The following is a 21879-nucleotide window of genomic DNA, read 5'->3' on the forward strand; positions in this document are numbered from 1 at the left end:
GGGCTGGCCGGGCCGGGTCCACCCCGGACCGGCCGGCCGGTCAGGGCAGGCATTCGCGGGAGTACTCGAGCCACTGCTCGAGCTCGCCGGACTCCTCCCAGAGCTGGTAGAGCTCGGAGCAGGAGGGCTCGCGGATGACCACGCCGATCAGCTCGCGCAGGGTCTCGACGTCCTCGTCCGAGAACTGATCGATGAAGGCGGTGAGGTCCACCTCGTCCGTCTCCGCGTGCTCGAGCAGGGCCTCGAGGTCCGCGTGGTCCTCGTTCCGGGCGATCCGCACGAGCGCCCCGAGGGTGAGGAGTGCGGCGCCCTGGCTCGCGGTCAGGTGGCCCTCGTCCTCGTCGCGACGGAAGTTCCTGCGGAATTCGTCCAGGTCGAAGGTGCCGTCGAGGACCTCGTCCACGATGTCCAACGCCGTGTCGTTCTGGAAGACGTTTCTGCCCCATGCGCCCATGACCTGACCCTAGGCCCGGGGCGGGCCCCCGGCAAGAGTCCTGTGGTGTCCCGCCGAGGGGTGCCGTCGCCTCCGCTTCCGGCGTCCGCGGCAGTTCCTAGAATGGGCGACATGAGCACCGAGCCGACCCCCTCGTCCGCCACCCCCGAGACCGAGTCCGCCGCCGCGCCGTCGTCGTCCGGGCTGCCGCAGGCCGCCCCGCAGGCGGCGTGGCCCGAGCGCGTGGAGACCGGCGAGCACCAGGTGTCCTACCGGGTCACCGTGGCCGCGCCGGCGCACGAGCTGTGGGCGATGCTCGCGGACCCGCACCGCCATCACGAGGCGGACGGATCCGGGACCGTGCGGCCGAAGGTGAGCGGGCCGCACCGGCTGGCCGTGGGCGACCGGTTCCGCGTGGCCATGCGAAAGTACGGGGTGCCGTACACGATGACGCTGACCGCCACCGCCGTGGACGAGGACGAGCTCGTGGAGTGGGCCCACCCGGGCAGACACCGGTGGCGCTGGGCGTTCCGGGACAACGGGGACGGCACCACCGAGGTCACCGAGACCTTCGACTACTCGTGGGCCCGGCCGGCCGTGCGCCGCGCGTACGAGCTGCTGCGGGTGCCGGCGGACAACGGGCGGGGCATCCAGTCGAGCCTCACGCGGTTGGCCGGCCGTCACCTCTGAACCGACCGCGTCTCAGTCGGCACTTTCGTTCGGGAAACGGCGGCGTGTCGGGCACTTTCGTTCGGGAAACGGTCGGCCCTCGCGCCGTTTCTCGAACGAAAACGCGCCGGGGACCGCCGTTTCCCGAACGAAAGCGGGGGGTGCGGGGGTCAGACGGCGGACCAGTGGGTCGCGGCCGGCGGCTGCGCCAGGTGCGGGGTGACGAGCGCACGCCACGCGAGGAACGCGTCGGACTCGCGGAAGGCCACGGTGTGGTCCTCGAGCGTGCGCCAGCCGATCAGCAGCCGGTAGTGCGCCGGGTCCTCCACCTGCCGGGACAGCGCGAAGGACGTCGCGCCCCCGTCCCGGAACAGCGGCTCGGCCTCGGCGACGGCGGCCTCGAACGCCGCCTCCGCCCCCGCGGCCACGTGCAGCTCCACCGACTCGACGACCGGCCCGGCCGTCGTCGCGTCCTGCCCGGCGCTCACGCGTGCACCCGCGGGCTCGTGGAGTGGCCGGTGAACCAGGCGACGAGCTGGCCGTCCGCCTCGATGCCGACCTCGATCATGCGGTCGCGGCCGAACTCCACCGACTGGCGGGCGGTCGCCACGAGGTGCGCGCCGAGCCTGGCGGGCGCCACGTAGGTGATCTCGGCGCGCCGGGTGACGGGGGCGGCGCCGAAGGTCGCCACGCAGTACGCCAGCGCCGAGTCCGCGAGGTGGAACAGGAAGCCGCCGTGGCAGATCTCGTGGGAGTTCACCATGTCCGCGGTGACGTCGCGGTGCAGCACCACGCGCCCCTCGGCCACCTCGCCGAGGGTGACGCCGTGCTCGCGCACCGCGGGGTCGTTCGCGTAGATCTCCTCGAGGCGGGCGAGGATCTCGTCCCGGCTCTGGCCGGACGAGCTCTGGGGGGTCTCAGTCATGGGCCCATTGTGTCGCAGGTCTGTGTCGCAGGTCGCGCCGCCCCGCGCCTAGGGTGGCGGCGTGACGCAGACCACCTCCACCCTCGTGCGCCTCCGCGCCCGCGACGGCTTCGTGCTCGCGGCCCGCCACTTCGCCCCCACGACGACGCCCCCGGCCTCGCCTGCCGGCACCGTGGTGATCGCCTCGGCGACCGGGGTGAAGGCCACGTACTACCGGCGCTACGCCGAGTTCCTGGCCAGCCACGGGTTCCACGCGGTCACGTTCGACTACCGGGGTGTCGGGGAGTCCCGCGAGCCGTTCGCCGTGGCGCGGCGGGCGCGGTGGGCGGACTGGGGCGCCCTCGACGCGGACGCCGTGCTCGGCTGGGCCCGGACGCGCCTGCCCGGCCCCCTCCTGACGGTGGGCCACAGCTTCGGCGGGTTCGGCGTCGGGCTCGCGGACGAGGCGCGTCACGTGGCCCGGCACGTGGCCGTCGGCGGGCAGCACGCCCACTGGCGGGACTACCGGGCGCGGCCGGGGAGGGCGCGGATGTGGGCGCGCTGGCACGCGGCGATGCCGGCGATCACGCTGGCCCGCGGGCACTTCCCGGGGCGGCGGCTCGGCTGGCTCGAGGACCTGCCGCGCGGGGTCGCCCTGGACTGGGCGCGCAGTCGCCGCGACTTCACCGCGAGCGCCAGCACCACCGCCGGCCGGGACGAGCTGCGCCGTCGTCTGGCCGCGTTCACGGCGGACGCGCTGATCGTGGCGCCCGTGGACGACGACTTCGGCACCGACGCCGCCCTCGACCGCGCGGACGCCTACTCGCCGGGTCGGCAGACGGTGCGCTGGCGGGTGCGGCCGGAGGAGCTCGGTGTCGCAGAGATCGGGCACTTCGGACTGTTCCACGCTCGGTTCGCGCCGGCCTTCTGGCCGGCCACGCTGGAGTGGCTGCGCGACGGCGTCGCCCCGGCCGCGGCCCGCTGAGGCTCGCGCACCGGAATCGCTGCGGCCCGTCCCGTCCCCGCGACGACGACGGCGGCCGCCCCGGCCCGGATCTCCGGGCGGGACGACCGCCGTCGCACTGGTGCGTGTGATGTGTCGATACTACCCCGCGCCCAGCGGATGCCCAGGCGGCACGTCAGTCCTGCATCGCGTAGTCGATGACGACGCGGCCCTCGATCTTGCCGTGGCGCATCTCCTCGAACACGTCGTTGATCTCGGTGAGCGGGCGGGTGTGGAACGTCGGGTGGATCTTCCCGGCCGCGTAGAACTCGAGCGCCTCGACCATGTCCTGCCGGGTGCCCACGATCGAGCCGCGGATGGTCAGGCCCTTGAGGACGATGTCGAAGATCGGCGCGGGGAAGTCGCCCGGGGGCAGGCCGTTGAACACGATGGTGCCGCCGCGGCGGGTCATTGCGATGGCCTGGCCGAACGCCTGCGGGTGCACGGCCGTGACGAGCACGCCGTGGGCGCCGCCGATCTTCTCCTGGATCTCCACGGAGGGGTCCGCGACGTTCGCGTTCACGGTCAGCTCCGCGCCGTGCCGGGAGGCGAGCGCCAGCTTGTCGTCCGCGACGTCCACGGCCACCACGCGCATGCCCATCGCCACGGCGTACTGCACCGCGATGTGCCCCAGGCCGCCGATGCCGGAGATCACGACCCACTGCCCGGGCCGCACCTCGGTCTGCTTCAGCCCCTTGTACACCGTGACGCCGGCGCACAGGATCGGGCCGACCTCCATCGGGTCCGCGCCCTCGGGGATCACGGGGGCGTAGCGGGCGTCCACGAGCATGTACTCACCGAAGGATCCGTTCATGGAGTAGCCGCCGTTGATCTGCTCCTCGCACAGGGTCTCCCACCCGGTGCGGCAGTACTGGCAGTGGCCGCACGCGCCCCACAGCCACGCGTTGCCGACCATGTCCCCGACCTTGAGGTTCTCGACGTCGGGTCCGACCTCCTCGACGATGCCCACACCCTCGTGGCCCGGGATGAACGGCGGGGTCGGCTTCACCGGCCAGTCGCCCTCCATCGCGTGCAGGTCGGTGTGACAGACGCCCGAGGAGATGAGCTTCACGAGCGCTTGGTGCTGGCCGGGCGTCGGACGCTCGACTTCCTGGACGTCGGTCTCTTTGCCGAACTGGGTGACGACGGCTGCCTTCATCGTGGTCATGGGGGATCACCTTTCGTGGAGTGGGGAGGGGGGTCGTGCGGTGCCGGCGTCGGCTCAGAAGAACCCGAGCTTGTCCTCGGAGTAGGAGACGAGCAGGTTCTTGGTCTGCTGGTAGTGGTCGAGCATCATCAGGTGGTTCTCGCGTCCGATGCCGGAGGACTTGTACCCGCCGAACGCGGCGTGGGCCGGGTAGGCGTGGTAGTTGTTCACCCACACGCGGCCGGCCTGGATCGCCCGGCCCGCGCGGTAGGCGGTGTTGCCGTTCCGGGACCACACGCCGGCGCCGAGCCCGTAGAGCGTGTCGTTGGCGATCCGCATGGCGTCGTCGAAGTCGGTGAACGTGGTCGTCGAGACCACCGGCCCGAAGATCTCCTCCTGGAAGATGCGCATCGAGTTGTCCCCGCGGAAGATCGTGGGCTGCACGTAGTAGCCGCCGGCCAGTTCGCCCTCCATCTCGGCGCGGGCGCCGCCGATCAGCACCTCGGCGCCCTCCTGACGGCCGATGTCCAGGTAGGAGGTGATCTTCTCGAGCTGGTCGTTGGAGGCCTGGGCGCCCATCATCACGTCCGTGTCGAGGGGGTTGCCGGTCACGATGCGCGAGGTCCGCTCCACGACGGCGTCGAGGAACTTCTCCGCGATCGACTCCTGCACGAGCGCACGCGACGGGCACGTGCAGACCTCGCCCTGGTTCAGCGCGAACAGGGTGAAGCCCTCCTGCGCCTTGTCCCAGTAGGCGTCGTCGTCCGCCATGACGTCCTCGAAGAAGACGTTGGGCGACTTGCCGCCCAGCTCCAGGGTCACCGGGATGATGTTCTCCGAGGCGTACTGCATGATCAGCCGGCCCGTCGTCGTCTCGCCCGTGAACGCGATCTTGCGGATGCGCGGCGACTGCGCGAGCGGCTTGCCGGCCTCGAGGCCGAAGCCGTTGACCACGTTGACGACGCCGGGCGGCAGCAGGTCCGCGATCAGCTCGATGAACACCATGATCGAGGCCGGGGTCTGCTCGGCGGGCTTGATCACGACGGCGTTGCCCGCGGCCAGCGCGGGCGCCAGCTTCCACACCCCCATCAGCAGCGGGAAGTTCCACGGGATGATCTGGCCGACCACGCCGAGCGGTTCGTGGAAGTGATAGGCGACGGTGTCCTCGTCCACCTGGGACAGGCCGCCCTCCTGCGCGCGGATCGCGCCGGCGAAGTACCGGAAGTGGTCGATGGCCAGCGGCAGGTCCGCGTTGAGGGTCTCCCGGACGGCCTTGCCGTTGTCCCAGGTCTCCGCGACCGCCAGCATCTCGAGGTTCTCCTCCATGCGGTCCGCGATGCGGTGCAGCACGAGCGCCCGCTCGGCCGCCGAGGTGGCGCCCCAGGCCGGGGCGGCCTTCCAGGCGGCGTCGAGGGCGACGTCGATGTCCTCGGCCGTGCCGCGGGCGACCTCGCAGAACACCTTGCCCGTCACGGGCGTGACGTTCTCGAAGTACTGGCCCTTGACCGGGGGTGTCCACTCTCCTCCGATGAAGTGCTCGTAGCGGGACTTGAACTCGACCTTGGCTCCCTCGGTGCCCGGGAATGCGTAGACGGTCATGGTGCTGGCTCCTTTGCCTGCGGTTGCCTCGGCGCCGGGTGGCGCCCTGCCGTGGCTGTGACGCTAGTCACAAGGAGGTTGCACGAAGGTTGCAGCCGGGCGCGGGTGAGGGGCGGGCCGGCTCAGGCCAGGTCCCGCTCGATCCGCTCGAGCGTGGCCACGGCGAGCGCGCGCCGCGGCGAGTCCGTCGGCAGCAGACGTAGGGCGGCGCCCCAGAGCTCGACGTCGTCGCGGGCCTCGGGGCGGCCCAGGTAGGCCCAGAGCTGTTCGACATCCGCGTCCTGGGCGACGGCCTCGCGCAGCGCCTCCCCCAGCTCCGCGCGGATCGAGGTGACACCGGGGGACGCCGACCGCGGCAGCACCGGCCCGGCCGCCGCGTGCAGCGCACGGTCCAGATCCCCGGCGCGCAGCGCCTCCCGCGCGCACAGCAGGTCCGCGTGCACCTCCCCCACGAGCCGGTACGGCCGGGACAGCAGCTCCACCGGCGCCCCCACGTCCCGCAGCGCCCGGCGGAGTCGATGCACCTCGGCGCGCAGCGAGATGGCCCGGGCGGGGGCGTCGCCCGGCGCGGACCGGGGCCCGGCCGTCTCCTCCGGATACAGCGCGACCTCGAGCTCGGCGCCGGTCAGGCCCGGACCGTGCCACGCGAGGAGGGTGAGGATCTCGGCGTGCCGGCCGGTGAGCTCGACCCCGTCCAGCGTGGGCGGCAGGTGGCCGGTGACGCGCAGCAGGCCCGCGGCGGCGTCGTGGCGGTGCGGCGCGGCGGCGGGGCTCGGCCCCGGCGAGGCGGACGGCGGAGCCGAGGGGCCCGGCGTCGTGACGGTGCCGCGGGGACGGCCCCGGGACGGGGCGGGCAGGTCCCGCCAGGCGGCGTGCACGGCGTCCACGGTGGCCTGGAGCAGCGGCAGGGCGAGGTGGCTGACGGCGTCCTCGCCGCCCGTGAGGTCCAGGACCCCGACGAGCCGCCCGGTGGCCGGGTCCGTGAGCGGGACGGCCGAACAGCTCCACGGGTGCACGCGCGGGCTCAGGTGCTCGCCGCGGCTGACCTGCGTGGGGGCGCCGGTCGCGAGGACGATGCCGGGGGCGGAGGTGCCCATGGACGCCTCGGACCAGTCGGCGCCGGCCACGAAGCCCATGGTCTCGGCGTGGCGCACCGCGGTCCGGTCGCCCTCGACCCACAGCAGGTGGCCGCGCGCGTTGCCGATCGCGGCGAGCATCCCGGCCTCGGCCGCGGGGTGGATGAGCATGCGGCGGACCACCGGCAGGGCCACGGCGAGGCGCTGGTCGCGGCGGGCGGCGGCGAGGTCGTCGTCGGAGAGGGTGGCCGGGTCGGTCTGGCCGGGCACCGCGGGGGTGAGGGCGCCGAGGGAGCGCAGCCAGGACTCGCGGACCTCCCGGCGCAGCCCCTGAAGGGCGGCGCGCAGGCCCTGCTCCGCGCCGGTCGGAGCGGTGGGCGACGACGGCGCGAGCGACAGGCGGACCGAGGCGAGGGACTCGTGGGCCCGGTCCACCGCGCGTCGGTAGGCGCCGGTGGCGAGGGTCGAGCTCATCCCGAGCCGGCCATCAACCGCGAGCGGATCAGGAACCGCTTGCCCTCGGGCGCCTCGACGGAGAAGCCGGAGCCGCGCCCGTCCACCACGTCCAGGGTGAGGTGGGTGTGCTTCCAGTATTCGAACTGGGCGGCGGACATCCAGAACGGGATCTCCACGGCGGCCTGGTCCCCCTCGGCCGGCAGCGCGAAGGTGCCCAGCAGGACGTCGGCGGCGCCGGTCGTGAAGTCGCCGGCGGGATAGCACATGGGCGCGGAGCCGTCGCAGCAGCCGCCGGACTGGTGGAACATGAGCGGGCCGTGGATCGGGAGGAGTCGGCGGATCAGCTCGAGCGCCGCGGGCGTCATGGCGACGCGGGACACGGTTTCGCCCGGCAGCTCGGGGCGAGCGTCGAGCGCACGCTCCGCCGACGAGGACGGCACGGTCATCGCGACCTCCTGGGGATGGGCGATCGTCAGTCCCCACACCCTAGCCTCGAACGTGATCCACGTCACCCCTGCTCGAGTCGTGGGGGGCGCGGCGGCCCGGGGGCTGTGCCGCGAGCCAGACGTTTCGGCTGCAATCAGGGGCTGATCACGACCGAAACGTCTGGCTCACGGCGCGGGGGTGGCGCGGAGGTGGGGAAAGCACGAGGGCGGGGGCGGCGGGCGGCTCACGCGGCCGCGCCCGGAGTCCACCCCCCTACACTCGGCACATGCTCCCCGACCCCAGCCCCACCGTCACCGTGGACGGCCTCCTGCTGCGCCCGCTGCGCGCCGCAGACGAGATCGCGGCGCGCGAGGCGGACGCCGAGCTGCACCGGGAGGGGTTCGACTTCCTGATGGCCGGCACCCGTTCCTTCCCCGCGATCCGCCGCGCGTTCGCCGCCGAGGCGCGCGGCGACGTCGAACCCGGCCGGGTGCCCGCCTCCTTCTACGTGGGCGTGGACGAGGCGGGCCATCTGGTGGGCCGGGTGTCCGTGCGGTGGGAGCTGAACGACGCGCTGCGCCACGTCAACGGGCACGTGGGCTACGCGGTGCGGCCCGCGTTCCGGCGGCGGGGCCACGCCGCGCGCCTGCTGCGCGGCACCCTGATGCTGCTGGCCGCACGCGGGGTGTCCACCGCCCTGCTCACGTGCGACGAGACGAACACCGCCTCCGTGGCCACATCCGCGCGTGCGGGGGCGTGCTGCGGGACCGGGTCGAGGCGGACCTCGACGGTGCACCCTTCCCCGTCCCGAAGCTGCGCTTCGACGTCCCCACGACGGCGGCCTGACCGGAGGAACGGCGACGACCGCGCCGCGCCGCCGGCCTCAGTAGGCCTTGACGCGCTGCTCCACGATCAGGTGGATGAGCGCGAACCGGCCCTCCTCCTGGACCGCCTTGAGCACCGCGTCCACGGCCGCCGGCACGTCCGCGTCCTGCTCCACGCGCACCCCGAAGCCGCCGAACGCCTGGGCCATGGCGGCGAAGTCGGGGTTCTTCAGCTGGGTGCCGGAGACGCGCTCGGGGTACTCGCGCTCCTGATGGGTGCGGATGGTGCCGTACTCCTGGTTGTCCATGACGATCACGAGGGGCTTCGCGCCGTACTGCGCGGCGGTCGCCAGCTCCTGGCCGTTCATGAGGAACTCGCCGTCGCCGGCGATGGTCACCACGGTGCGGTCCGGGAAGTTCAGGGACGCGGCCACGGCACCCGGCACCGAGTAGCCCATGGAGCCGTTGCGGGCCGAGATCATGGCGCGGTAGCCCTCGGTCGGGAAGTACCGGTGCGCCCAGTTGGTGTGCTCGCCCGCGCCGAGGGAGATCATCGAGTCCTTCGGCAGCTTCGGCACCAGGTTGGCCATGAGGGTGGCCATCTTCGCCTGGCCCTCGGACGGCTCGGCCGGGGGCAGGGTGGCGAACTTCTCCTGCTCGCCGCGCATGCGGGAGGTCCACTCCTCCCACTCCGGCTTGACCTCGAGCTCCATGCGGACGAGGTCGCGGATGAACACGTCCGGCTTGGCCACGATCTGGTGGGACACGGGGCCGGAGCGGCCGCGCAGGGACGGGTCGATGGTGACCAGGAAGTTCTTCTTGTCCCAGTTCTGGCGGATGGTGAAGCCGTTGGTCACGACGTCGCCGGGCACGGTGCCGACGAACACGATGAGGTCGGTCTCCTCGAGCATGTCGTAGGTCGGCTTCGGGCGGCCGTAGCCGATCGGGCCCACGTAGGACGGCGAGGAGAACGGCACGGTGCCCTCGCAGCGCCACTCGGCGGCGGCGGGGATCTTGTGCTCCTCGAGCCACGTCGTCAGGGTCTGCGCGCCCTCGTCCGTCCAGTCGTTGCCACCGGTGATGAACAGCGGCTTGTTGGACTCCTTGAGGGCGGCGTGCAGGGACTTCCAGTCCTCCACGGTCATGCCGCCCGGGGCCACGGGGATCTGCGGGTGCAGGTGCGCGTCGATCTCCTGGCGGATCACATCCTCCGGCAGGCCGACGACGACGGGCCCGGGCCGGCCCGAGCTGGCGGCGAACATGGCCTCGGCCACGATCTCGGAGGCGCGCTCCGGGTGGTCCAGGACCATCACGCGCTTCGCACCGGTGCCGAACCAGGCGTGCGGGTCGAACTCCTGGAAGGCCTCGCGGTCGCGGTGCTCGAACGGGATCAGGCCGACGAACAGCACGAGTGCCGTCGAGTCCTGCCACGCGGTGTGCAGGCCGACGTGGGCGTTCGCGGCGCCCGGGCCGCGCGTCACCATGGCGACGCCGGGGACCTCGTTCATCTTGCCGTCGGCCTCGGCCATGTACGTGGCGCCGCCCTCGTGGCGGCAGACCACGTTCTCGATGCCCGAGTCGTGCAGGCCGTCCAGGACGTCCAGGTAGGACTCGCCCGGCACGGAGTAGACGCGCTTCACGCCGTGGGACTCGAGGGTCTTGACGATGACGTGCCCGGCGGAGAGGCGACCGGTCGCCTGGGAGGTCTGGGACATGGAGGTCTCCTGTGCTGGTTCGGGGGCCCCTCCGGCCCCGTGGGTGCACCCCGCCGCGCAGACGGGGTCCGTGGGGGTCAGGGTACTGGACGGGACGGCGCCGGAGGCGACCCGATACGCGGCGTGAAGCCGGTGACGCGAGGGCGGGCCCGCCGTACGCTTTCCCCATGCTCTCCGCGCCGACGCTCTCCCGCCTCGCCTCCCTGGCCGCGTTCCTGAACACCGCCCCCGGCCTGCGGGGCGGTCAGCCGGCCGACGAGCGGTTCACCGCCGCCACGCAGCTGCCCTCTCTCGTCCCTGAGCTCCAGGAGGACGAGGTCCGCCTCCGCCTGGCCGCCGCCGCGGCCGTGCGCGGCCGCGAGCTCCGCGGCCGTCTGGCCGAGGTCTGGGCCCTCGCCGCCGGGGACGAGGCGGCCGCCGTGGAGCGCGTGAACGCCCTCCTCGCCACGGCCGGCCCGCTGCGGCTGACGGCCGGGGGCGACGTCGTCGGGCTGGCCCCGGCACAGGTCCCCGCCGACGCGGTGGAGCGGCTGGCCGCGATGGCCGCCCTCGCGCTGGCGGAGACCGCGATGGACGGCGAGCTGGCCCGCCTGCGCGTGTGCGAGGGCGAGGACTGCGAGAACGCGCTCGTGGACGCCAGCCGGAACCGGTCCAAGCGTTTCTGCGACGAGGCCAACTGCGCCAACCGCACCCACGTGCGCTCCTACCGGGCACGCTTGGCCGAGGCGGCGGAGGCCGCGCCCGCGACGGATCCGGCCGGTCCGGAGGAGGCGGAGGCGCCGGAGACCGTCGTGGACTCCGAGGCACCCGCCGACGAGCCCCGCCAGGAGACCGAGAAGGAGAAGAAGGCCCGGAAGAAGGCGGAGAAGAAGGCCCGCAAGAAGGCGGAGAAGATGTCCGGCAAGAAGAAGTCGGACAAGAAGAAGGACTGACCCGGCCCTGCCCGCCGGTGACCCGCCGCTGAACATCGGGGACGGGGCGGCCTCTGGTTCCGTCGGCCGGCCGGACACCCCTAGCCTGCGAGGCATGAGCGAGCACACCCCTGCCCACTCCCCCGCGACCCTCGGACCCGCCCACCGCAAGGTCGGCGTCGTGGGGGCCGGCGGCGTCGGCACGGCGATCTGCTATGCGGCGCTGATCCGCGGCGTCGCCCGCGAGGTCGCCCTGTACGACATCGACGAGCCCAAGGTCCGCGCCGAGGTCCTCGACCTGGCCCACGGCACCCCGTTCACCTCCGCGTCGGCGATGACCGGCGGCGCGGACCCGGACGTCCTGGCCGGCTGCGAGGTCGTGGTGATCACGGCCGGCGCCAAGCAGAAGCCGGGGCAGACCCGCCTCGACCTCGGCGCGCACAACGTGGAGATCCTGCGCGGCCTGCTGCCCCAGGTGCAGGCGCACGCGCCGGAGGCGCTGATCGTGCTCGTCACCAATCCCGTGGACGTCCTCACGCTGGTGGCCCAGCGCCTCACCGGTCTGCCTGCCGGCCGGGTGATCGGCTCGGGCACCCTCCTGGACACGTCCCGCCTGCGGTGGCTGCTGGCGTCGCGGGCGCAGGTCCACCCGTCGTCGGTGCACGCGGCCATCCTCGGCGAGCACGGGGACACGGAGTTCCCCGCGTGGAGCTCGGCGCGCATCGGCCCGACGCCCATCCTGGAGTGGCCGACGCCGGTCGACCCGCTGTTCACCCGCGCCGACCTGGACGAGGTGGCGGACACCGTGGTGCACGCCGCGTACGAGGTGATCCAGGGCAAGGGCGCCACCACGTACGCGGTCGGCGTGGCCACGACCCGCCTGCTCGAGGCGATCCTGCGCGACCAGCACGCCATTCTGCCGGTCTCCACCGTGCTCGACGGCGTCCACGGGCTCTCGGACGTCGCCCTGTCCATGCCGTCCGTGGTGGGGCGCGACGGCGTCACCCGCGTGATCCAGCCCGAGCTGGACGACGCGGAGATGCGGGCGCTGCACGCCTCGGCGGACGCGCTGCGGCGGGAGGCACGCAGCCTCGGGTTCTGAGGCGCCGGGCTCAGGCGCGGGGGGCGTCGCCTCCGGTGCCGCCCTGCTCGCGGCGCTCGGCGGCGGCCTGGGCGCGGCGGTCGGCGGCGGCCTTGCGGAACATCTCCTCGGAGGAGCGGTTCACACCGGAGCCCTGGGAGAGGTGGTCCGGGTTCTCGCGCGCGGCGAGCTGCAGCATGGCCACCACCACGAGCGAGGTCATGAAGAAGACGCCGAAGGCGATCAGCGCGATGTCGACGCGCAGTGGATTCTGGGTGCCGCCGGAGGCGGTGATGCCGGCGATCACCCCGCCGATCAGGCCGAGCACGGCGGAGAAGACGAGCGGGCCCTTGACCGTGGTGCGCAGACCGCCGCGTGCCGGGCGGCCGGATCCGGCGCGATCGGCGGACGGGCGGGGGGACGGTGCGCTCACGGCGGGACTCCTGACGGCTGGGGGCGGCTGGGGCGACACGGCCCGCGCAGGCGCCCGGGGCTGAGGCCCTCGGGGCGCGGCGGACCGGAGCCAGTCTACGCGTCCGGCCGACGGGTGGCCCCTCGGGGCCCCGAGGTCCTCCCCCGGCGAACGTCCGCCCCGCGGGTCAGGACGGCGACGTCGGTCCGGTTCAGAGGCCCCTGGCCGTGCCGCGGTCCCGGCGCACCTCGTGGTGGAAGCCGAGCCCGGAGACCATCAGGAGCACGCCGATCAGGATCGCCCCGCCGCCGGCGATGCCGAGCAGGGCGTGCGGGCCGAAGCCCTGCAGGGCGGCCACGACCACGCCGCCCCCGGAGAGCAGGCCCACGAGTCCGGTCCACAGCTGGTCCCGCGCGGGGATGAACTCGCGGCGGTGGCGGGCCCACGCCACGAGCTCGGCGACGCCGCCGAGCACGAGGGCGGCGCCGGCCGCCACGCCCACCGCCGCCGGGGACCCCAGGAACAGCAGCACGATCACGCCGAGCATCCACGCGGCCGCCGCCAGGGACAGCGGGGAGCGCATGGCCACGGGCACCGGGTCGCGGCGCAGGTACTCCCACATCGCCGAACCGGAGAACGCCAGGTACAGCGCGAACATGACCTTCATCCACGTCAGGCCCGGCTCGGCGACGAACACGGTGGTCAGACCGAACGCCAGCGCCACCACGGCGCGGATCAGGATCGGCTTGAACACCACGGACGAGATCTCGAGGGGGGTCTGCACGGTAGCCACCGCCCCAGTCTAGGAGCCGTGCGGCCGCGGCCCGGCCCGCGCGTCACCGCCCGGACGCGCTCACACGACGCCGAGCCGCATCCAGTCGTCGCGCCGGGCCCGCCAGCCGAGGGTGAGCGCCCGCATCCCCATGTAGACCCCTGCGAAGCCGAGCCAGAGCAGGCCCAGCTGCACGCCGGCGTCGGGCACGGCGGCGTTCGGTCCGGGCCAGGCCGCGGTCCAGCCGAATCCGCCCGTGGCGAGCTGCGCGAGCACCCAGAGCGCCGGCGCGTAGACCACGAGGTTCACGAGGCCGGCGAGGGCGAGGTAGCGGGCGTCGCCGGCGCCGATCAGCACGCCGTCCAGCACGAACACGTACCCGGCCACCGGCTGCCCGGCGGCCAGCACCCACAGGCCCACGGTGGCGGCGGCCTGCACGGTCGGGTCCGTGGTGAACAGCCCCGGCAGCACCGGTGCCGCCAGGGCCAGCACGGCCCCGGTCACGACGCCGAAGCCCAGCCCCCAGCGCACCATCGTCCGGGTGAGGCGACGGGCGGCGTCGGGCCGGGCGGCCCCGAGCTCGGCGCCGATCAGGGCCTGCGCGGCGATCGCGAGGGCGTCGAGGGCGAACGCCAGCGTGGAGAACAGCGTGAAGACGAGCTGGTGCGCGGCGAGGGTGAGGTCGCCCGCGCCGGCGGCGGCCATGACGGTGATGAGGATGGCCGCGCGCAGGCTCGCGGTGCGCAGCAGCAGCCACGAGCCCACCTGGGCGGTGGCCCGCGTGCCCGACGCGCGGGGCGCCCACGCCGTGCCCGAGCGGCGGAAGCGCGGGGCCAGCACGAACAGGTACGTCACGAGCATCGCCCACTGCACCACGGACGTGCCGACGGCCGAGCCGGCCACGCCCCAGCCCAGCCCGTACACCAGGGCCACGTTCAGCCCGATGTTCGCGCCGAAGCCCACACCCGCCACCACGAGCGGCGTCACGGTGTCCTGGAGGCCGCGGAGCACCCCGGTGGCCGCGAGTACGGCCAGCAGGGCCGGCAGCCCCGGCATGGACCAGCGCAGGTAGGCGACGGCGTGGGCCTGCACCTCGCCCGTCGCGCCGAGGGCCGCCGTCAGCGCGGGGGCCGCGAGCCAGCCGAGGACGGCCAGCACCGCGCCGAGCAGCAGGCCCAGCCAGATGCCGTCGCGGCCGCGGTCCATCGCGGCGGCTGGGTTCCCCGCCCCGATCAGCCGGGCCACCGCCGGGGTGGTGGCGTAGGCCAGGAAGATCATGAGGCCGGTGAGCGTGTGCAGGATGGTGGTGCCGATCCCGACGCCGGCCAGCTGGGCCGTGCCCAGGTGCCCGATGATCGCGGTGTCGGCCAGCAGGAACAGCGGCTCCGCGATGAGCGCGCCGAACGCGGGGACCGCGAGCGCGAGGATGCGCCGCGTGAGGGCGCGCGCGTCCTGCGGGGCGGGCGCCGCCGTCGAGCCGGAGGGTCCTGCCATCTCAGCCCAGCAGGGCCAGCAGCGGGGCCAGCGCCGTGGTCGGGGCAGTGGGGCCGGGCAGCGTGTCCGGCAGCAGGGGGGCCACGAGGTAGAGCATCGCGATGGCGATGCCGTTGTTCACCATGTGCAGCAGCACCGCGTACCCGAACGAGCGGCCCATCAGGATGTAGGACACCGTGATCGCCACCGCGAGGGTCAGGTACGGAATGGTCTCCACGAGCCGGAAGTCGCCGCCGGTGCCGAGGAAGTGCAGGAGGGTGAACGCGAGCACGGAGACCACGGCGCACACCCACACGTTGATCCAGCGGGAGAGCTTGCCGATCAGCAGGTGGCGGAACAGGTACTCCTCCACGAGCGGGGCGGCCACCACGGTCATGAGGATCATGAGCACGGGCGGGGCCTGCGTGGTCATCTCCTCGAGCGCGGCCTGGTTGGCGCTGGTCTGCGCCTCTCCGATGAGGCTCAGCACGATCACGTTCACGACGATGCATGCCAGCCACGTGGCGGGCAGCAGCAACAGCTTCCACCACGTGCCCGTGCGGAACACCCGCAGCGACGTCACGAGGGGTCGCCAGGCCACGGCCAGCACGAGCACCACGAGGATCGCGTAGCTGACGATGTTCACCGTGAACCCGTCGCGGACCAGGTCGAACGCCTCGAGGTCACCGGGGACCAGGCCGAGCGACACCGCCAGCCACAGCCCCAGCCCGAGCACCATGAGCGCCACGTACACGAGCACCACGACGGCGTCGCCCCAGTGGAACCGACCCGGGGTCCAGTCCGGCGCGGTGCGGGCCGCAGGCCGGCGGCCGGGCCAGCCGGCGGGGACGCCACCGGGGGCGCCGGGGTGCCCGTGCAGGCTCGGGGCGACGGCGGCGCGGCGGGCGGACGGCCGGCCCGACGGCGGCCAGCCGGCGGGCGGACCGGCCGGCGGGCCGGAGGGAGGAACGCTCATGGCGGCCACGCTACCAACGGGGGCGGACGCGCCAGGCCGCGGGCGCCGTCGTCGGGAGCGGCTCCGTGGCCCACGCCACGCCCGCGCGCCCGCGACACGCGCGCGGTGGCGGCGGGCCGAACGCCTCGTCTACGGTGCTCCCCATGGCCTTGTTCTCCCAGCCGGTGTTCATCAACCTCCCGACGACGGACACCGAGCGGATCCGTGAGTTCTGGACGACCCTGGGCGCCACCGCGATGGACGACTACTCGGACGAGCACTCGGTGTGCATCGAGCTCACCGAGTCGACGTACGCGATGTACCTCAGCCCCGGCTACTACACCGACTTCATCGGCAACCGTGAGATCGCCGACTGCCTCACCACCAACTCCGCCCTCATGGCGCTGACCGTCGGCGACGCCGCGGCGGTGGACGCCCTGGCGGACCGGGCGATCGAGCTCGGCGCCGCCGAGGTGCCCCTGCCCGAGGACCTGCGCGAGGAGATGGCCGACTCCGGCATGCACTCCCGCGAGATCGTCGACCCGGACGGGCACCAGTGGGAGTTCGTCACCGCCTGAGCCCGCCGGCTCAGGTGCCGAGCCGCCCGGTGAGGCGCGCGTGCATCTCCGCGGAGGCCTCGTTCAGCCCCGTCACCTCGGCGTGGATCCCGTGCTGGGCGTACTTGGTCAGCACCGAGTCGAGCGCGGCCACAGTGGAGGCGTCCCACACGTGCGCGGCACCCATGTCGATCACGACGCACGGCGGATCGAGGGCGTACTCGAACTGCGAGTAGAGGTCGTTCGAGGACGCGAAGAACAGGGCGCCGTGCACGCGATACGTGACGGCGTCGCCGTCGTCGTGGACCTCGCGGGCCACCGTGACCAGACGCGAGACGCGCTGGGCGAAGAGCACCAGCGCAGTGAGCACACCCACACCCACGCCGATCGCGAGGTTGTGAGTGAGCACCGTGGCCGCCACGGTCACGACCATGACGGCGGTCTCCGAGCGCGGCATCGCGCGCAGGGTGGCGGGGCGCACCGAATGCCAATCGAAGGTGGCGGCGGCCACGAACATCATCACGCCCACGAGCGCGGCCATGGGGATCTGCGCCACGAACTCGCCGAGGGCCACCACGAGGACCAACAGGAACACGCCCGCGAGGAACGTGGAGATCCGGGTGCGGGCGCCGTTCGCCTTGACGTTCATCATGGTCTGCCCCACCACTGCACAGCCGCCCATCCCGCCGAACAGCCCGGAGACCACGTTCGCGACCCCCTGCCCCCAGGACTCGCGCGTCTTGTCCGAGCGGGTGTCCGTGATGTCGTCCACCAGCTTCGCGGTGAGCAGGGACTCGAGCAGCCCCACGAACGCCATGCCGATGCTGAACGGCAGGATCAGCCACAGCGTCTCCCACGTCAGCGGGACGTCCGGCAGGCCGAGCGCGGGCAACGCGTCCGGCAGCGCGCCCCGGTCCCCCACGCGCGGCACGGCCAGGCCGGCGGCCATCCCCAGGGCGGTGACCACGACGACGGCCACGAGCGTCGCAGGCACCGCCGTGGTGAGCCGCGGCAACAGCACCACGATCGCCAGGGCCAACGCCGTGAGCGGGTACACGAGCCACGGGACGCCGATCAGCTCGGGCAGCTGCGAGGTGAACACGAGGATGGCCAACGCGTTGACGAACCCCACCATCACCGAGCGCGGGACGAACCGCATGAGCCGGGCCACACCGAACACGCCGAGCAGGATCTGGATGACGCCGCCGAGGATGATCGCGGCAAGCAGGTGCCCCACCCCGTACGCGTGGGACAGCGGTGCGACGACGAGCGCCACCGCCCCCGTGGCCGCGGAGATCATGGCGGGCCGTCCGCCCACGATCGCCGTGGTCACCGCCATGGTGAAGGACGCGAACAGCCCGACGCGCGGATCCACGCCCGCGATGATCGAGAACGCGATGGCCTCCGGGATCAGCGCGAGCGCCACCACGACGGCGGCCAGCACCTCCGTGCCCAGCAGCCGAGGGCTGCGCAGGGTGCGCAGGACGGACTGCCGCTGGAGCGGCGTGAGGGCAGGCGGGGGCGCGGCGGGTAAGGCGGGCATGCTCCCGAGGGTAGCGGTGCGCGGGCGGGGTGCCCGCCGGTGAGCGGGCCCGCCCGCCACCCCTCACGCCGTCCGCATCACCCGCACGGGGTCGCGGAACGCGGCGAACGCCGCCGGGGCGAGGCTGGCCAGCAGCGCGGTGAGGGCGGCCAGCACGGCCACCGCCGCCACGAAGTCCACCCCCAGCGTCCCGCCCTGGCCGGCGACGACGGCGTACCCGGCTCCGGAGCCCAGCACGGCGCCCAGCAGCGCAGGCACGGCGGTGCGCACGGCCACGAGCAGGATCAGGTCTCCGCGGCCGATGCCGAGGGTGCGGCGGCGGCCGAGGTCGCGGCGGCGGATGAGGACGTCGGCGAGCACCACGATGGACACGAAGAACGCGCCGGCTCCGAGGATCAGCAGCAGCAGGGAGCGTCCGAGCCCGGCGAGCTCGCCGGTGATCACCTGGTTGCCGGCGGAGAGGGCACGGGCGGTCTGGATGGAGGAGGCGCGCGGGTCGGGGTCGATCACGGCGAGCGCGGCCTCCTGCATGGCGCGGGTGCCGGCGGTGTCGGCGGCGAGGACGCGGACCTGCTGCATCACGAGGGCGTCCGGGGCGGCGGGGACGGTGAGGGCGTAGCCGTCGAGGTCCTGGAAGGGGTCCTGGGCCTGGAACGCCCCGACGACGGCCCACTGGCCGCCGTCCGTGGCCTCGATCGCTCCGGAGGGCTGGGCGAGGCCGAGCTCGGCGAGCTTGGCCTCGGGGACCACCACCTCGCCGGGGGCGGGCAGGCGGCCGCGGGTCAGCACGATGCCACGGTCCAGGGTGCCGACCACGTTCGTCACGGCCACGCGGGCGCCGCCCCGGCCGATCCCGGTGTTCACGGCGTCCATGGGCGAGTCCCGGGCGAGGGCGGCCTCGGCGGTGTCGAGTCCGGCGAGGGTGGCCGCGGTGGCGCCGGTGAGGAAACCGGTGCCGCCGGTGTCGGTGACGGTGAGCACGCGGGCGCCGGGGCCGGAGAGCTCTGCGGCGACGGCCGCCTCGGTGGCGGCCTGCCTGCCCACGGTGGCCACGGCGGCGAAGCACATGGCGGCCACCACGAGCAGCACGAGGGCGGAGGGCACGGGAGAGGTGCGTGCGGCGGTGACGGCTTCACGCAGCAGGGTGCGCAGGTTCATGGGCGGTCCTCCCGGTTCACAGCCGCACCACCTCGTCGGCGCGGGCGACGACGGCGGGGTCGTGGGTGGCGACCACCACGGTGCGCCCCTCGGCGGCGGCATCGGCGAGGGCGTCCATGACGAGGCCGGCGTTGTCCGGGTCGAGGTTGCCCGTGGGCTCGTCCGCGAGGACGACGACGGGCGCGTTCACGAGGGCGCGGCACACGGCCACCCGCTGCGCCTGCCCGCCGGAGACCTGCCCGGGCCGGTGGTCGGCGCGGTGGGCGAGGCCGAAGCGCTCGAGCAGCGCCCGTGCCCGGTCCTCGAGCGTCTGGCGCTCCAACCCGGCGTAGAGGCCGGGCTCCACCACGGAGTCCAGGATGGGGCGGGACGGGTCCAGCTCCGAGTCCTGGAACACGAATCCCACGGAGGTGGCGCGCAGGCGGGAGCGCTCCCGGTCCGGGCGGGTGGAGGCGTCGACGTCGCCGAGGCGCACCACTCCGGAGGTGGGCGTGAGCATGAGCCCGAGCACGTACAGGAGGGTGGACTTGCCGCGCCCGGAGGGCCCGGTGAGGGCGGTGACGGCGCCCGGCGTGAACGCGTGGGTGAGGCCGTCGAACAGCTCCTCGGCGGCGCGGGTATAGGCGAAGCGCAGGTCCTCGACGGCGAGGGCGGCGGGGACGACGGGGGCGGCGGGCGTGCCCGGGGTGGCGGGCCCCGTCATCGGGTGCCGTTCAGCACGCGCACCTGCTCGCCGGCGTCCACGCCGTCCACGACGGCGAGGCCGTCGGCGGAGCCGAGGACGGTGACGGTGCGGTCCTCCGCGGCGCCGTCCCGGACCACCGTGACCGTCGCGGCGCCGTCTGGCTGGGTGCGCAGGGCGGACACGGGGACCACGGGCCCGGAGACGGGCGGGACCACGCTGACCTGGGAGAGCAGGGAGGTGGTGGCGTCGGCGGGCAGGGTGTCGCAGTCCTCGCCGCAGACCACGCCGCCGTCCGGGGCGGTGAGGGTGATGCGGATCAGGCCCTGCTCGTCGGAGGTGGACTCGCCGGCGACGGCCTTCCATTCGTGTTCGCCGTGGGGCACGGTGACCTGGGTGCCGGCCGGGATGAGGGCGGCCTGCTCCTGGTTGACCTCGAGGGCGAAGTCCGGTTGGTCGCCGGGGCGGGCCACCACGTTCTCGCCGCCGGCGAGGGTGGTGCCGACGGCGGTGGTCTTCGCGTCCACGCTGAGGGGCGCGGGGAGGGCGTCGAGGACCACGAGCTGGCCGAGCTCCACGGTGTCCGCGGCGGGGTAGCCGCGTTCGGTGAGCCAGTCGTCCCAGGCGTCCGCGGTGGCCTCGTCCCACGTGCCGGTGGCCTCCACCTTCGCGCCGGTGGCGGCGAGCATGCGCTGGAACGCGGCGACGTCGTCGCCGGAAGTGCCCTCCCCGAGAGGGCGCCACTGGGGAAGCTCGCCCTGGAGGACGAGCACGGGCTTCTGGGCGACGGCGTACAGCACCTCCCCGGCAGCCACCTCGCCGGACTCTCCGGCCCGGGTGACGACGCCGGTCAGCGCGTTCACCGCCGCCGGCGTCTGCTCGCGCGACACGGAGACGCCGAGGGTGATGACGCGGCCGAGCTCCTGCTCGGCGACGGTGACGAGGGCGCTCGCGGCCGGACGCTGCTCGGCCTGAGCCGGAGGGGTGAGCGTGACCCGGCCGGCCCAGAAGGCGAGCGCGGCGACGGCCACGAGCGCAAGGACGAGGGCGGCCCAGCGGGCGGGGCGATTCATCCGGATGACCCCCAGAAGACATCCTGCGGCGGAAGCTCCGGGCATGTCTGCGCGACCTCGGCCTGGCGTTCTGCCGACACGCCCCTCATGCTGTCCGCGAAGGGCCACCACTGGTGGCGGCCTGGAGTGTAGAACGCGGAGACGAATGCCTCTTTGGAGGGGCGCGCGGAGGTGTCGACCGTGTAGCCGTAGGCCTCGAGACACGGGATGAGGTATTGGTCCCAGTAGTCATAGACGAGGCGGAGCTGCGGATCGGTCCAGTCCTGGGTGTAGCTCGGATCCACCGGGTGCTGTGCGTAGCAGGTCACGTAGGCCGCCTCGAAAGCAGACCTCTGGGACTCAGGTGGGGTGTCGATCTGAATTCCCCCGGTCGGACCGACCGAGTTCGGCCACCCGGCCTCGGCCAGGCATGTGGACACCATGCGGTCCGACTCGAGGGACGTGGCGTACCACCCGGAGCGCTCCACCTGAGGCGGCGCGGGCATTCCCGCCCCCTGAGCGTGCCGCGCGACTTGCTCACGGTAGGCGCGCTCCTTCTCCGCCTCCGTCGTCAGGAGGGGTTCGATCCTCTCGGTGGGAACCCACTGCGAGGCGTCCCAGGTCTTCTCGGCCGTCGCGGTGGGGGGAGCGGCGACCGTGGATGAACCGCCGAGGCCCGCAGACTCCCGACCGACGCAGCCGGTGAGGGTCAGGGCGACGGCCGCCACCAGGGCGGCCGTCGCAGGAATGCGTAATGAAGTCATCGGTGCCGGCGAGTCAGTACGGGTAGTAGCAGTAGCCGTAGGTGCCCGACAGGAGGAGTCCTGCGCTGCAGTCCTGCCGACCGGAGTCCGTCAGCGCCTGCGCTGGCACCGCACCGGAGACGGCCAACGGTCCAGCGACGGCCACGCCGGCACCGACCTTAGAAATCCGCTGCTTCATACCCATGTCGCTCCTCTTTATGGTTCACGCTCAGTCGTGATCTACATCACACTCTATGAAGGTGCTCGCCCTGTGTCCAGAGAATTCTC

At 73.5% G+C, this 21879-nt stretch carries 24 protein-coding genes and 1 pseudogene; 7 read left to right on the top strand and 18 right to left on the bottom strand.

What is annotated here, in order from left to right; genetic code table 11:
* Positions 1–40: 40 nt before the first annotated feature.
* Positions 41–454 (bottom strand): DUF4259 domain-containing protein, encoded by a 414-nt coding sequence (locus AUV08_RS08265; protein ID WP_036384294.1) that lies wholly within the window; start codon positions 452–454, stop codon positions 41–43.
* A gap of 111 nt (positions 455–565) precedes the next feature.
* Here AUV08_RS08265 and AUV08_RS08270 point away from each other — a divergent pair, with 111 nt between their 5' ends.
* Positions 566–1123: an SRPBCC family protein gene (locus tag AUV08_RS08270; protein WP_061866782.1), complete on the top strand. Its 558-nt coding sequence runs from the start codon at positions 566–568 to the stop codon at positions 1121–1123.
* A gap of 149 nt (positions 1124–1272) precedes the next feature.
* Here the strand turns inward: AUV08_RS08270 and AUV08_RS08275 are convergent, their stop codons facing one another.
* Together AUV08_RS08275 and AUV08_RS08280 are read right to left on the bottom strand one after the other, a co-directional pair.
* Positions 1273–1590 (bottom strand): putative quinol monooxygenase, encoded by a 318-nt coding sequence (locus tag AUV08_RS08275; protein WP_061866781.1) that lies wholly within the window; start codon positions 1588–1590, stop codon positions 1273–1275.
* Positions 1587–2027 carry a hotdog fold thioesterase gene (locus tag AUV08_RS08280; protein WP_020624653.1) on the bottom strand — a complete coding sequence of 147 codons (441 nt, stop codon included), beginning with the start codon at positions 2025–2027 and terminating at the stop codon, positions 1587–1589. Before AUV08_RS08280 ends, AUV08_RS08275 begins: the two co-directional genes overlap by 4 nt.
* A 61-nt stretch (positions 2028–2088) precedes the next feature.
* Between AUV08_RS08280 and AUV08_RS08285 the strand changes: the two genes are divergently transcribed.
* Positions 2089–2991: an alpha/beta fold hydrolase gene (locus AUV08_RS08285; RefSeq protein WP_061866780.1), complete on the top strand. Its 903-nt coding sequence runs from the start codon at positions 2089–2091 to the stop codon at positions 2989–2991.
* A gap of 154 nt (positions 2992–3145) precedes the next feature.
* On the opposite strand, the gene adhP is transcribed toward AUV08_RS08285, so the two are convergent.
* The 4 genes from adhP to AUV08_RS08305 form a co-directional block, all read right to left on the bottom strand.
* The gene (gene adhP / locus AUV08_RS08290) at positions 3146–4177 is read right to left on the bottom strand and encodes an alcohol dehydrogenase AdhP (RefSeq protein WP_061866779.1); all 1032 of its coding nucleotides are present in this window, start codon (positions 4175–4177) and stop codon (positions 3146–3148) included.
* Between the two features lie 54 nt (positions 4178–4231).
* On the bottom strand, positions 4232–5755 hold the full coding sequence (locus AUV08_RS08295) for an aldehyde dehydrogenase family protein (RefSeq protein WP_036384281.1): 1524 nt from the start codon (positions 5753–5755) through the stop codon (positions 4232–4234).
* Positions 5756–5877: 122 nt separating this feature from the next.
* A complete protein-coding gene (locus AUV08_RS08300) occupies positions 5878–7305 on the bottom strand; it encodes a GAF domain-containing protein (RefSeq protein WP_061866777.1) in 1428 nt (475 codons plus the stop codon).
* Positions 7302–7733 (bottom strand): DUF779 domain-containing protein, encoded by a 432-nt coding sequence (locus AUV08_RS08305; protein WP_036384275.1) that lies wholly within the window; start codon positions 7731–7733, stop codon positions 7302–7304. Before AUV08_RS08305 ends, AUV08_RS08300 begins: the two co-directional genes overlap by 4 nt.
* Positions 7734–7999: 266 nt before the next feature.
* Between AUV08_RS08305 and AUV08_RS08310 the strand changes: the two are divergent.
* Together AUV08_RS08310 and AUV08_RS12240 are read left to right on the top strand one after the other, a co-directional pair.
* Positions 8000–8407 (top strand): annotated as a pseudogene (locus tag AUV08_RS08310) (GNAT family N-acetyltransferase); the annotation flags it as partial.
* A gap of 11 nt (positions 8408–8418) precedes the next feature.
* Positions 8419–8559 carry a hypothetical protein gene (locus AUV08_RS12240; RefSeq protein ID WP_231862038.1) on the top strand — a complete coding sequence of 47 codons (141 nt, stop codon included), beginning with the start codon at positions 8419–8421 and terminating at the stop codon, positions 8557–8559.
* Positions 8560–8596: 37 nt separating this feature from the next.
* Here the strand turns inward: AUV08_RS12240 and AUV08_RS08315 are convergent, their stop codons facing one another.
* Complete coding sequence (locus AUV08_RS08315; protein WP_036384667.1) at positions 8597–10252, bottom strand: thiamine pyrophosphate-dependent enzyme; 1656 nt, start codon at positions 10250–10252, stop codon at positions 8597–8599.
* A 167-nt stretch (positions 10253–10419) separates the two neighbouring features.
* Between AUV08_RS08315 and AUV08_RS08320 the strand changes: the two genes are divergently transcribed.
* Both AUV08_RS08320 and AUV08_RS08325 read left to right on the top strand, forming a co-directional pair.
* Complete coding sequence (locus AUV08_RS08320; RefSeq protein WP_061873183.1) at positions 10420–11184, top strand: CGNR zinc finger domain-containing protein; 765 nt, start codon at positions 10420–10422, stop codon at positions 11182–11184.
* 94 nt (positions 11185–11278) lie between these two features.
* Complete coding sequence (locus AUV08_RS08325; RefSeq protein WP_061873184.1) at positions 11279–12265, top strand: L-lactate dehydrogenase; 987 nt, start codon at positions 11279–11281, stop codon at positions 12263–12265.
* Between the two features lie 10 nt (positions 12266–12275).
* On the opposite strand, the gene AUV08_RS08330 is transcribed toward AUV08_RS08325, so the two are convergent.
* The 4 genes from AUV08_RS08330 to AUV08_RS08345 all read right to left on the bottom strand — a co-directional run bounded on the left by AUV08_RS08330 (position 12276) and on the right by AUV08_RS08345 (position 15877).
* Positions 12276–12677 (bottom strand): hypothetical protein, encoded by a 402-nt coding sequence (locus AUV08_RS08330; protein ID WP_049144854.1) that lies wholly within the window; start codon positions 12675–12677, stop codon positions 12276–12278.
* A 190-nt stretch (positions 12678–12867) separates the two neighbouring features.
* Positions 12868–13449: a hypothetical protein gene (locus AUV08_RS08335; RefSeq protein WP_010079963.1), complete on the bottom strand. Its 582-nt coding sequence runs from the start codon at positions 13447–13449 to the stop codon at positions 12868–12870.
* A gap of 60 nt (positions 13450–13509) precedes the next feature.
* A complete protein-coding gene (locus AUV08_RS08340; RefSeq protein ID WP_061866774.1) occupies positions 13510–14922 on the bottom strand; it encodes an MATE family efflux transporter in 1413 nt (470 codons plus the stop codon).
* A 1-nt stretch (position 14923) separates the two neighbouring features.
* A complete protein-coding gene (locus AUV08_RS08345; RefSeq protein WP_061866773.1) occupies positions 14924–15877 on the bottom strand; it encodes a CPBP family intramembrane glutamic endopeptidase in 954 nt (317 codons plus the stop codon).
* 143 nt (positions 15878–16020) lie between these two features.
* On the opposite strand from AUV08_RS08345, the gene AUV08_RS08350 reads away from it, so the two are divergent.
* Entirely contained in the window at positions 16021–16434 is a 414-nt protein-coding gene (locus tag AUV08_RS08350; protein ID WP_020621736.1) for a VOC family protein, read from the top strand.
* A 10-nt stretch (positions 16435–16444) separates the two neighbouring features.
* On the opposite strand, the gene AUV08_RS08355 is transcribed toward AUV08_RS08350, so the two are convergent.
* From AUV08_RS08355 to AUV08_RS11980, 6 genes are all read right to left on the bottom strand, one after another.
* Positions 16445–17956 carry a SulP family inorganic anion transporter gene (locus AUV08_RS08355; RefSeq protein ID WP_061873185.1) on the bottom strand — a complete coding sequence of 504 codons (1512 nt, stop codon included), beginning with the start codon at positions 17954–17956 and terminating at the stop codon, positions 16445–16447.
* A 63-nt stretch (positions 17957–18019) separates the two neighbouring features.
* Positions 18020–19114 carry a hypothetical protein gene (locus tag AUV08_RS08360; protein WP_049147055.1) on the bottom strand — a complete coding sequence of 365 codons (1095 nt, stop codon included), beginning with the start codon at positions 19112–19114 and terminating at the stop codon, positions 18020–18022.
* A gap of 16 nt (positions 19115–19130) precedes the next feature.
* A complete protein-coding gene (locus AUV08_RS08365; RefSeq protein WP_020621739.1) occupies positions 19131–19817 on the bottom strand; it encodes an ABC transporter ATP-binding protein in 687 nt (228 codons plus the stop codon).
* Positions 19814–20869, bottom strand: a complete 1056-nt coding sequence (locus tag AUV08_RS08370) for a hypothetical protein (protein ID WP_020621740.1) — start codon at positions 20867–20869, stop codon at positions 19814–19816. Before AUV08_RS08370 ends, AUV08_RS08365 begins: the two co-directional genes overlap by 4 nt.
* Entirely contained in the window at positions 20866–21576 is a 711-nt protein-coding gene (locus AUV08_RS08375; RefSeq protein WP_020621741.1) for a hypothetical protein, read from the bottom strand. Before AUV08_RS08375 ends, AUV08_RS08370 begins: the two co-directional genes overlap by 4 nt.
* Before the next feature lie 49 nt (positions 21577–21625).
* On the bottom strand, positions 21626–21796 hold the full coding sequence (locus AUV08_RS11980) for a hypothetical protein (RefSeq protein WP_020621742.1): 171 nt from the start codon (positions 21794–21796) through the stop codon (positions 21626–21628).
* Positions 21797–21879 lie beyond the last annotated feature (83 nt).

The sequence above is a fragment of the Micrococcus sp. CH7 genome (assembly GCF_001595485.1).
Taxonomy (GTDB): domain Bacteria; phylum Actinomycetota; class Actinomycetes; order Actinomycetales; family Micrococcaceae; genus Micrococcus; species Micrococcus luteus.